Origin of the sequence: Streptomyces sp. NPDC005774, assembly GCF_042871645.1 — a bacterium.
Lineage (GTDB): Bacteria > Actinomycetota > Actinomycetes > Streptomycetales > Streptomycetaceae > Streptomyces > Streptomyces pratens.
The window spans coordinates 38,204-48,661 of the sequence record NZ_JBIAIV010000006.1 but is presented as its reverse complement, the minus strand read 5'-3'; the positions used below and the strand labels follow the sequence as shown (position 1 = coordinate 48,661).

The window sequence follows — 10,458 nt, the reverse complement described above, 5'->3', positions numbered from 1 at the left end:
CATCCGCCCGACCCGAGAGAGCGAGACCGACAGACATGGACGAGAACACCCGCTACCAGGTGCTGCGCAACGACGAGGAGCAGTACTCGCTGTGGCCCGTCGACGTCGAGGTGCCCGCCGGCTGGCAGCCCGTCGGCAAGGAGGGCACGGAGGCGGAGTGCTCCGCCTACGTCGACGAGGTCTGGACCGACATGCGCCCGCGCAGCCTGCGGGAGCGCATGGAGAACGCCGAAGCCTGACGCGTCCCGCACCACCGCGAAGGACGGACCGGGGTGCGTCCCGCAACCGCACCCCGGTCCCCGCCCTGCCCGACCGCCCTGCCCGTCGCCCGTCCATCCTGAGGAGCCGTCATGACACCGGTCCTGCACACCGAACGACTCACCTTCCGGCCCTACCGCCCCGAGGACGAGGACCACTTCGTGGCCCTGCTGCGCGACGAGGAGGTCTGCCGCTGGATGGGCCAGGACCGCGTGCCGGAGGCCGACCTGCGCACGCTGTTCCGCGCCATCCTCACCGACGTCTACCCGCAGCGCAGGTTCGACGTGTGGGGACTGTGGCGCGAGGAGGTCTACGTCGGCCACGCGGAGGTGAAGAAGACCGGCAACGTCGACGGGCACGAACTGGTCACCGCCCTCGTCCCCGAGTACTGGGGTCAGGGCCTGGGCACCGAAGTGGTCCGCGGCCTGCTCCGCCACGCCGCCGACGACCTGGGCCTGAAGGATGCCTACGGCATGGTCGGCGCCGACAACGCCGCCAGCCTGGCCATGGCCCGCCGACTGGGCTTCCGGCACGTGCGCGACGTGGTCGGCGACGACGGCACCGTGACCAAGATGGTGGTGATCTCGACGACGGACCCGGCCTGACGCCGGGAGCCGGTCCGGAGCACCGCCGTCCGTCCGGCGACCTCACACGCGACGATTTTGGAGTCTGCGGCTTTGGAGTCTGCGGCCCAAGGCGCCCCTGGTCCGCGTTGTCGTCGTCGACCGAGGCCGTTCGACCTGCTGCCGGTCAACCGCCACGTCGAGCGGGCGTTCTGTTCGTGACCCGGCGCTTCCCCGACTGTGCCGCAAGGGTGCTGCCCGGGTGACGGACGCGGGCGGGCGACCGATCGCCGCGACTGATCCACAGGACGGTCGGCTGGAGTACGGCCTCGGTGCGGACTCACGCAGTCGCGTCCGGGATGCCGTGGGAGCCCGCCCTCATGGCCGTCGGAGCGTGACCGAGGGGGAGCCACGAGGGAGACCCACGGCATCGCGTACGTGCGGACAACAGGGCGCCGTCGAGCACCCGGCGGTCGAGTGAGTGACCGGCCTTCGCAGGGCGGCCCGGTGTCGTTACTCCGGGGCGAGGGCCACCGTCGTCGTGACCCGGGTGACGGCGGGTTTCGGCGGCGTCGAACCGAACCCGAAACGCACGGGCGGTTCGACCGGTGCCATCACTCCGAGGTCGGTGCTCCCGAAAGCCGCCGACCCCGCACGGATCGGCAGCAGGTCCCGGGCGCCATACCACTCGCGGCGGCCCTCACCGGCGCTGCCGCGGGTCCGTACGCCCGACAGCAGCAGGCGGGCGAACGGGTCGGTCAACGTGCTCCATGCCGGACGGCGGACGAGCGCGCCGGGAACGGCACGCAGCGCAAGGCCCAAAAGCCCTCGCCGACCGGTGGCGAACCACAGGTCGAGTGGTCCCGCGGCGACGGTCCAGGTGTGGTCCGTGACGCTCACGCCGACCGGGACGACACGCACCGTGTCGAAGACGTAAGTACCGCTGATGAAGGCGGCCACCTCCTGCGTGGGGGCCAGCAGCAGTCTCTCCCCGTCGGCCCGTTCCAGCATCACGTCGCTGAACGGGCCGAACGGTGAACGTTGCCAGTGCCCGAGCACGATCCGCGTGCCCGAGGAGGTGCCCATGCCCGCGATCCACCCGTCGAAGCGCAGTCGCGGGCGTCGTACGGCTCCGCCGAACATCCGGTTCATCCGCTCGTCCCCGCTCTGAGTGCTCCCCGGGCCTTGCCCGGAGCGGGGTTCGCCGGGGAGTCGGAAACGCCGGGGGACACACCCTGGGACGTCGGGGTCGAAAGACTCCAGCCGTGCATGCCCGACTCCTTCCGAGAGGTGCGCCACGGGCTTGCCGAGAGGGCGTCCGCAGGCCCGTCGCGATGGCCGGTGTCTCTTCCAAAGCATCGACGGTGGCATCGCCGACGGCCACTGGTCATGCGCGACGGACCTTTTCCGGAGCAAGCCGAACCGGCGCGCGTCCCTCGACGCGAGGCCGGCCACAGGATGCCGTGCTGCTCACCGGGGAGTCGGACACGCCCGTGGCTTCGGTGACCCAGTAGCTCCACGCACGGGCGGCGAAGGGTCCGTAGGTCATGTCTCAAGCCCTCTGCAACCGAGCCGTGCTCTGTCGTACCACCAGGTGTGTCGCCAGTTCGATGCGCTGTGCCGCCGTGCCGGGGTCGTCCGGGCGGAGGAGCATGCGGGTGGCCTCCTCGGCCATGTGCCGCAGGGGCTGGTGGACCGTGGTGAGGGGCGGGCTCGACCACTGGGCCAGTGGTACGTCGTCGTAGCCCACCACCGACAGGTCCTCCGGCACGCGCAGGCCCCTGATCCTGGCCGCCTCCAGGACGCCGAGTGCCTGGAGGTCACTGCCCGCGAAGACCGCCGTCGGCCGGTCGGTGCCGTTCAGCAGGTCCATGGCGTGTTCGAAGCCGCTCTGTACGTGGAAGTCGCCGAAGCGCATCAGACGCGGGTCGGTCTCCAACCCCGCCATCGCCATGGCGGAGCGGTAGCCGTCGAGGCGGGCGAGCGAACAGAGCATGTCCTCGGGGCCGGTGATGATCGCGACCCGCTCGTGACCGAGGTCGGTGAGATGGCGGGTGGCGGCGAGGCCGCCGGCCCAGTTCGCGGAGCCGACAGAGGGGACGTCGGGGGCGGGGTCGCCCGCCGGGTCGATGACGACGAGGGGGATGGCCGCCGCTCTGAGCTGGCGTTTGATGTCCTCCGGGAGGGTGGAGAGGACCAGCACGACGCCGAGCGGCCTGCGTTGCAGCACGCCCGGGAGCCACTCCGGAGCGGGGGTGTGCCGGGTGCCGCTCTCGGTGAGCGCCACCGTCGCGCGGTTCTCCTTGGCGACGTTCTGCACGCCCCGGATCAGCTCCATCGCCCAGACGCTCTCCAGCTCGTGGAAGACGACTTCGATGAGCGGGGAGCGGGAGGCCGACTGGGTGCGACGACGGTAACCGTGGACGTCCAGCAGCCGTTCCACCCTGGCTCGGGTCGTGCGAGAGACGTCCGATCGGCCGTTGAGGACCTTCGAAACTGTCGGCATCGAAACGCCGGCCTCTTTCGCCACCGTGGCCAGGGTGACTCTGCCGCTCGTCTCGTGGTCATCGTGCATGGACGCAGGATACGGCACCGCGCGTCGATAACGGTTTGAGTGAGTACCGACTCGACCGTTGACCGGAACTCCCGTCCGACCTACTGTCCCACGGCATGGACTTTCGGTGATGAGGCCGAAACTTTCGAAAGGCGAACGATGAAGACACGTGCGCGCTTGCCCAGACTGGTCGCCGGTGGTGCGACGCTCACCCTGGTACTGACCCTTTCGGCCTGCGGTGACGGGGGCGGCGGGGCGTCGTCGGACGACGGCAAGATCCACGTCCTTGTCTACGGTGACGCCACCAACAAGGTCGAGAAGCAGCTCGTCGACACGTTCAACAAGACGTCCGACGTCAAGGTCGTCCTCGACACCATCCCCGGTGCGGACTACCAGAAGAAGCTTCAGACGATCATCAGCACCCCCCAGGCCCCGGACGTCTTCTTCAACTGGGGCGGCGGCAGTATCAAGCCGTTCGTCAAGGCCGATCTGCTGATGCCGCTCGACGACTTCATCAAGAAGGACCCGGGCCTGGAGAACAACTTCCTGCCGTCCGTCTTCAACAACGCCGTCGTCGACGGCAAGCCGTACGGCGTCCCGATGCGCGGCACCCAGCCGGTCCTGCTCTTCCATAACAAGAAGGTCCTCGACGAGGCGGGCGTCAAGCCGCCGAAGACCTGGGACGAACTGCTCGACGCGGTCGGGAAGCTCAAGGCCGCGGGCGTCACGCCGATCGCGCTCGGCGGCGGCGACGTCTGGCCGACGCAGATGTGGTTCCAGTACCTCTACGACCGCGTGGCCGGCCCCGGGCTGTTCGAGAAGGCCGTCGGGGGCGACAAGAGCGCCTGGGAGAGCGCGGACAGCAAGAAGGCCCTGGGCATGATCAGGGAACTCGTCGACGCCGGCGCCTTCGGCAAGAACTACGACTCCGTCAAGTACACCAACGGCGGCTCGGTCCAGCTGGTGTCCTCGGGCAAGGCCGGCTTCGAGCTGATGGGCTCCTGGTACTACTCCCAGCAGCTGACGGACCACAAGGCGTTCGCCGAGAAGGACCTCGGCTACACCGCCTTCCCGACCGTCGAGGGCGGCAAGGGCGACCCGGCCGACGTCGCCGGCAACACCAACAACTACTACTCGGTGATGAAGAAGACCGAGCACCCCGAGGCCGTCGCCGAGTTCCTGAAGCTCATGTACTCCGACGACTTCGTCAAGGCACAGCTGGACATCGGCAACCTGCCGACCACGACCAACACCGACAAGTTCATCGAGACCGCGGGCACCCCCGAGTACTCGCGCTTCCAGTACGACCTCGTCGCCGACGCCCCGTCGTTCCAGCTGTCCTGGGACCAGGCGTACCCGCAGAAGGCGAGCTCGTCCATGCACAAGGCCATCCAGCAGTTCTTCAACGGACAGCTCGACACGGACGGCTTCATCAAGGCCATGCAGGCCCTCCCGACCGAGTGACGAACGGCTGATGACCACAAAGACCACGAGCGCTCCGCCCGCCGCCGGACCCCGCAAGGGGTCCCGGCGGCGGCCGCCCGCCTCGTCCGCAACGAAGGTGGGCCGCCCCGGCTTCGCCTGGGCGCTGCCCGCCGCAGTGTTCTTCGCCCTCTTCGCGATCACCCCGCTGATCATGGTGGCGGTGCTGTCCTTCATGAGCTGGGACGGAATCGGCTCGCCCGAATTCGTCGGCATGGACAACTGGTCGCGCCTGATGGACGACCCGGTGATGCTCCAGAGCATCTGGCTGACCCTGCTGCTGACCGTGCTCGGCGTGGTCATCCAGACGCCGCTGAGCATCGTGCTCGGCGTCTGGGCCGCCGGCCATCAGCGCAACCGGGCCGTGCTGTCCGTCATCTACTTCATCCCGCTGCTGCTGTCCGCGACGGCCGTCTCCGTGCTGTGGCGAGCGCTGCTCGACCCGAACTTCGGCATCCCGGCCGAAGCCACCTGGCTGTTCGGCGACGGCAACCTGTTCGGTGAACAGGCCACCGCCATCGGGGTGCTGGCGTTCGTCAGCACCTGGCAGTTCACCCCGTTCCACACGCTGATCTATCAGGGCGCAGCCCGGGCCGTCCCGCCGGTGCTCTACCAGGCGGCCGAGATCGACGGGGCGGGCCGCTACCGGCAGTTCTTCCACATCACCCTGCCGCAGCTGCGCAACTCGATGATCACCTCGATGATCCTGATGATCGTCGGCGGCCTGACCACCTTCGAGACGGTCCTCATCCTGACCCAGGGCGGCCCCGGCACCGACACCACCATCAGCGCCTACTACATGTACGACAAGGCGTTCAAGAGCTTCGACTTCGGCGCCGGCTCCGCCATCGCCCTGGCCCTGGTCGTCGCGGCCACCATCATCTCGCTGATCGTCGTCCGGGTCTCCGGCTACGACAAGATGCGCAGCACCATGGAGGGTGTGTCATGAGGCGCCGCCCCAACTACCTGGCCGGCGCCGGCTCGCTCTTCTGGCTCTTGCTGGTAGGCCTGCCGCTGTACGTGATGCTCGCCGCGACCGTGCGCACCCGCCAGGACTACGCCGAGAACGGCCCGGTCTCGATCCCGGACAGCTTCACCCTGGACAACTACACCGGCGCCTTCGACTCGGGCTTCGGCCAGTACTTCTTCAACACGCTCGTCGTCACCGGCTGCGTGATCGGGATCGTGCTGCTGCTGGTCCCGCCGCTCGCCTACGCGATCGTACGCAGCCGCGGCCGGACCACGTCGGCGATCTTCCGGCTGTTCCTGCTCGGCCTCGCCATCCCCGCCCAGGCCGTCATCGTGCCGATGTTCTACCTGATCAGCAAAGCCGGGCTGTACGACAACCTGCTGGGCGTCATCCTGCCCACGGCCGCGTTCTGCCTGCCGATGTCGGCGCTCATCCTCAGCGGCGCGATGCGCGACATCTCCCCGGAGCTGTACGAGGCCATGGCCATGGACGGCGCCTCCCCGCGGCGCGTGTTCTTCCAGCTCGTACTGCCGCTGTCGAGGGGCGGACTGTCCACGATCGTGGTCTTCTCCGCGCTCCAGGCATGGAACGGCTTCCTGTTCCCGCTCGTCCTGACCCAGTCCGACTCCGCCAAGGTGGTCACCCTGGGCCTGTACAACTTCCAGACCGAACACGGCATCGACATCCCCGGCCTGCTGGGAGCCGTGGTGCTGTCCATGGTGCCCATCCTGCTCGTCTACCTGTTCGCCCGTCGCGCCCTGGTCCAGGGTCTGATGGGCGTCGGAGGAAAGTGACTGCCGACGTGGCCGTAGAGACCACCCCCGAAATCCCCCTCTGGAACGACCCCGAGCGCCCCGTCGCCGCCAGAGTCGACGCGCTGATCGGCGCGATGACCCTGGACGAGAAGATCGCCCAGCTGTACGGCGTGTGGGTCGGCGCGTCCGCCAACGGCGGCGAAGTAGCCCCGCACCAACACGACATGGAGGAGGCCGTCGACCTCGACGCGCTTCTGCCCGCCGGACTGGGCCAGCTGACCCGCCCCTTCGGCACCGCACCCGTCGACCCGGCGCTCGGCGCGCTCTCCCTGCTGCGCACCCAGTCCCGTATCACCTCGGCCAACCGCTTCGGCATTCCCGCCGTCGCGCACGAGGAATGCCTGGCCGGCTTCGCCGCCTGGGGCGCCACCGCCTACCCCGTCCCGCTGTCCTGGGGCGCCACCTTCGACCCGGACGTGGTGCGCCGGATGGCCACCGCCATCGGCCGCGACATGCGGTCCGTCGGTGTCCACCAGGGTCTCGCGCCCGTCCTCGACGTGGTGCGCGACGCCCGCTGGGGCCGGGTGGAGGAGACCATCGGCGAGGACCCCTACCTCGTCGGCACCATCGGCACCGCGTACGTCCAGGGCCTGGAGTCCGCCGGGATCGTCGCCACCCTCAAGCACTTCGTCGGCTACTCGGCCTCCCGCGCCGGACGCAACCTCGCCCCCGCGCCCATGGGCGCCCGCGAACGGGCCGACGTCCTGCTGCCGCCGTTCGAGATGGCCATACGCGAGGGCGGCGCCCGCTCCGTGATGCACTCCTACACGGACACCGACGGCGTCCCCGCCGCGGCCGACGAGAACCTGCTGACCGGACTGCTCCGCGACACCTGGGGCTTCGACGGCACCGTCGTCGCCGACTACTTCGGCATCGCCTTCCTCAAGACCCTGCACGGCGTCGCGGGCGACTGGGCGGAGGCCGCGGGCGCCGCGCTGAAGGCCGGCGTCGACGTCGAACTGCCCACCGTCAAGACGTTCGGCGCACCGCTCGCCGAGGCCGTCGCCGACGGCCGGGTACCGGAGTCGGTCATCGACCGCGCCCTGCGCCGCGTCCTCGGCCAGAAGGCGGTCCTCGGCCTGCTCGACCCGGACTGGAGCCCGGTCCCGCCCGTGCTCGAGGGCGTCGACCTGGACGACCCCGAGGCGCTGCGAGGCAGGGTCGACCTGGACCGGCCCGAGAACCGGGAACTGGCCCGCGAGGTCGCCGAGAAGGCGGTCGTCCTGCTCACCAACGACGGCACCCTGCCGCTCGCCCGGCCCCGCCGCATCGCCCTGGTCGGCCCCAACGCGGCCGAGGCCACTGCCGTACTGGGCTGCTACTCCTTCCCCCAGCACGTGGGCGTGCAGCACCCGGACGTCCCGGTCGGGATCGACCTGCCCACCCTGCGGGGCACCCTGGCCGCCGAGTTCCCCGACGCGGACATCACCGTCGCCCGCGGCACCGGCGTCGACGACGGAGACCTCTCCGGCATCGGCGAAGCGGTCGACGCGGCCAGGGAGGCGGACCTCGTCATCGCCGTACTCGGCGACCGCGCGGGCCTGTTCGGCCGCGGCACCAGCGGCGAGGGCTGCGACGCGGAGTCCCTCGCCCTGCCCGGTGCCCAGCAGCACCTGCTCGACGCGCTGCTCGACTCCGGCAGGCCGGTGGTGACCGTCCTGCTCGCCGGGCGGCCGTACGCGCTCGGCCGTGCCGTCGCCGAGTCCGCGGCGATCGTGCAGTCCTTCTTCCCCGGAGTCGAGGGCACCCACGCGATCGCCGGAATCCTCAGCGGCCGCACCGACCCCTCCGGACGGCTCCCGGTCAGCGTGCCGCGCGGCCCGGGCGCCCAGCCGACCACCTACCTCGGTGCACGGCTCGCCCAGGTCAGCGAGGTGTCCAACATCGACCCGACGCCGGCGTTCGGCTTCGGCCACGGCCTGACGTACACGGCGTTCGCCTGGAACGACCTAGCTGTGGACGCCGAACAGGCTTCGACGGACGGCGAGTTCACCCTCTCCCTCACCGTCCGCAACATCGGTGGGCGGTCCGGCACCGAAGTCGTCCAGCTCTATCTCCACGACCCGGTCGCCTCCGTCGTCCAGCCGGTGCAGCGGCTCGTCGGCTACACCCGGGTGCCGCTGGAGCCGGGAGAGGCCCGTCGCGTCCGCGTCACGGTTCCGGCCGACGTGGCCTCCTTCACCGGCCGCACCGGCCACCGGATCGTCGAACCCGGCGACCTGCAACTCCGCCTGGCCGCCTCGAGCACCGACGCGCGCCTGACGGCGACGGTCACCCTGACCGGCCCGGAGCGCCAGGTGGACCACACCCGCCGCTTCCACGCGGCCTTCACCCAGGAACCGGCTGCCCAGGCCTGAGCCGGATCGCACGAGACGGCCCCCGGCCGGTGGGAACCGGCCGGGGGCCGTCTCGTGCTGAGCCTGCCTCGGTAGCTTCGGACAGGGGCCGTCCGATCAGGTCTCCCCGGGCCCCGAACGCCGCCTCTACAAAGAACTTCTCGACTTCGGCCGCATTCCCGGCATCAAACAGCGGGACATGCCATGGATCCCAGAGGAGTTCCGGCCGTACTTCGACACGATGATCCGGGACGAACAGGAGAAGACGGTCGTCGTCTCGGAACCGCTCGCGACCACCTACGACTCCGACGCGCCGATCGCCGAACACGGTGCGCTCACCCCGAAGTCCCACGCCTTCCGGGATCTCCTGCACACGGCCGCCGGAGCAGCGCGACGCCCGCTGCCCGCCGACCCGCCCCTGCTGTCCACCGCACGGTCCCCGTCACCGCCGGAGCCGCCCTGCTGGAGGCGCTCCGCGCGGTCTCCGACCCGGTGGCCCCCCACCCGCTGAGCTTCGAGGAACTGGACCAGACCTCGGGCCTCCTCCTCTACCGGGCCGAGCCGCGCCTGCCCGGCAGCGTCCACCCGTTCATGGTCCACGGGCTGCGCGACCGCGCCCAGGTCTTCCTCGACGGCGCCCCCCTCGGTGTCCTCGGCCGGCCCGGCCTCGGGCCGACCGAGGAAGTACATCGAAACCTTCTGACGAGCGAGAGGCGAAACCACGGCATTATCGTCGCCCCGCCCACCCGGGCGCAGACGCGTTCCGCGCCCCCGCGGCCCTCTGTTCGGCAACTGCAGCCCAAATTCCGGGTATTCGGCGCTCATGGGTCCCCTGCACCTCCACGAGGGAGATCTTGCGGCAGCCCACCGGGACCCACTGGCAACCGCCGTTCAGTGGGCCGCCCGGCCCTTGGACGTGAACTCGTTTCCGATCGCGGGGTGGGGCCGGCCGGTGCCGGTGCCGCCGCCGGGGGAGGGTTGTGCCAGGAGGCCTGCGCGCCATGGCCTCGGGTGCGGCAGGTCAGCTCCGGTCCCGCCCCAGGTCCGCGACGAACCCGGACCATGCGCTCCGCGCGAACGCGAGCCGAGGGCACCGCGTTCCTTGGAATCCTGTACGTGTACGGCGGTGGCGTCGACGGCGGTCTCGACGCACGCCCCTCCCTTGCCGCCGCTGCGGCTGCCTCCAGTGACTCTCCCGGAGTAAGCGCCTGCGCCCTGATGCTGCCGTGGCGTGGGGCAAGGCTGCGTACCTCGTCCGGATCTGTGATCAGACGGCTGAGGTGCTGTACCTCCAGGTACGCAACCTGTGGTCCGCCCTCCTGCGCGTCATAGGCGGCCGTACCGCCACCGGACGCCCCTGAGACCGGCACCGGCTCCGTCGACGGCGGGCGGAGCCCGGATGCCGGGATGCTGCCGGGCGTCGTGCCGGTCGGAGAACCGGCAGACCGCGGAGGAACGCGAGCCGCCGGACCGCCCGGGC

General features: G+C 70.3%; 10 protein-coding genes and 1 pseudogene. 9 read left to right on the top strand and 2 right to left on the bottom strand.

The genetic code is table 11. From position 1 onward, the window contains the following. The first annotated feature begins 35 nt into the window (after nucleotides 1-35). Nucleotides 36-239, top strand: a complete 204-nt coding sequence (locus ACFYQA_RS07965) for an MbtH family NRPS accessory protein (RefSeq protein ID WP_042166983.1) — start codon at nucleotides 36-38, stop codon at nucleotides 237-239. 111 nt (nucleotides 240-350) lie between these two features. Further along, nucleotides 351-863: a GNAT family N-acetyltransferase gene (locus ACFYQA_RS07960; protein ID WP_388913143.1), complete on the top strand. Its 513-nt coding sequence runs from the start codon at nucleotides 351-353 to the stop codon at nucleotides 861-863. Nucleotides 864-1,334: 471 nt separating this feature from the next. On the opposite strand, the gene ACFYQA_RS07955 is transcribed toward ACFYQA_RS07960, so the two are convergent. Both ACFYQA_RS07955 and ACFYQA_RS07950 read right to left on the bottom strand, forming a co-directional pair. Beyond that, the gene (locus ACFYQA_RS07955; protein ID WP_388913140.1) at nucleotides 1,335-1,973 is read right to left on the bottom strand and encodes a hypothetical protein; all 639 of its coding nucleotides are present in this window, start codon (nucleotides 1,971-1,973) and stop codon (nucleotides 1,335-1,337) included. Nucleotides 1,974-2,373: 400 nt separating this feature from the next. Then, complete coding sequence (locus ACFYQA_RS07950) at nucleotides 2,374-3,396, bottom strand: LacI family DNA-binding transcriptional regulator (protein WP_388913137.1); 1,023 nt, start codon at nucleotides 3,394-3,396, stop codon at nucleotides 2,374-2,376. A 138-nt stretch (nucleotides 3,397-3,534) separates the two neighbouring features. Between ACFYQA_RS07950 and ACFYQA_RS07945 the strand changes: the two genes are divergently transcribed. The 7 genes and pseudogenes from ACFYQA_RS07945 (at nucleotide 3,535) to ACFYQA_RS07915 (ending at nucleotide 10,339) form a co-directional block, all read left to right on the top strand. Further along, entirely contained in the window at nucleotides 3,535-4,839 is a 1,305-nt protein-coding gene (locus tag ACFYQA_RS07945) for an ABC transporter substrate-binding protein (RefSeq protein ID WP_388913134.1), read from the top strand. 10 nt (nucleotides 4,840-4,849) lie between these two features. Further along, nucleotides 4,850-5,806 (top strand): carbohydrate ABC transporter permease, encoded by a 957-nt coding sequence (locus ACFYQA_RS07940; protein WP_388913131.1) that lies wholly within the window; start codon nucleotides 4,850-4,852, stop codon nucleotides 5,804-5,806. Continuing rightward, nucleotides 5,803-6,621, top strand: coding sequence for a carbohydrate ABC transporter permease (locus ACFYQA_RS07935; RefSeq protein ID WP_388913128.1), 819 nt, complete (start codon nucleotides 5,803-5,805; stop codon nucleotides 6,619-6,621). Before ACFYQA_RS07940 ends, ACFYQA_RS07935 begins: the two co-directional genes overlap by 4 nt. Further along, complete coding sequence (locus tag ACFYQA_RS07930; RefSeq protein ID WP_388913125.1) at nucleotides 6,618-8,999, top strand: glycoside hydrolase family 3 N-terminal domain-containing protein; 2,382 nt, start codon at nucleotides 6,618-6,620, stop codon at nucleotides 8,997-8,999. Before ACFYQA_RS07935 ends, ACFYQA_RS07930 begins: the two co-directional genes overlap by 4 nt. Before the next feature lie 178 nt (nucleotides 9,000-9,177). Beyond that, complete coding sequence (locus ACFYQA_RS07925; RefSeq protein WP_388913121.1) at nucleotides 9,178-9,489, top strand: hypothetical protein; 312 nt, start codon at nucleotides 9,178-9,180, stop codon at nucleotides 9,487-9,489. After that, a pseudogene (locus tag ACFYQA_RS07920) lies at nucleotides 9,471-9,578 on the top strand (hypothetical protein); the annotation flags it as partial. The gene ACFYQA_RS07925 and the pseudogene ACFYQA_RS07920, both read left to right, overlap by 19 nt. A 626-nt stretch (nucleotides 9,579-10,204) precedes the next feature. Beyond that, on the top strand, nucleotides 10,205-10,339 hold the full coding sequence (locus ACFYQA_RS07915; RefSeq protein ID WP_388913626.1) for a hypothetical protein: 135 nt from the start codon (nucleotides 10,205-10,207) through the stop codon (nucleotides 10,337-10,339). The last annotated feature ends 119 nt before the right edge of the window (nucleotides 10,340-10,458 follow it).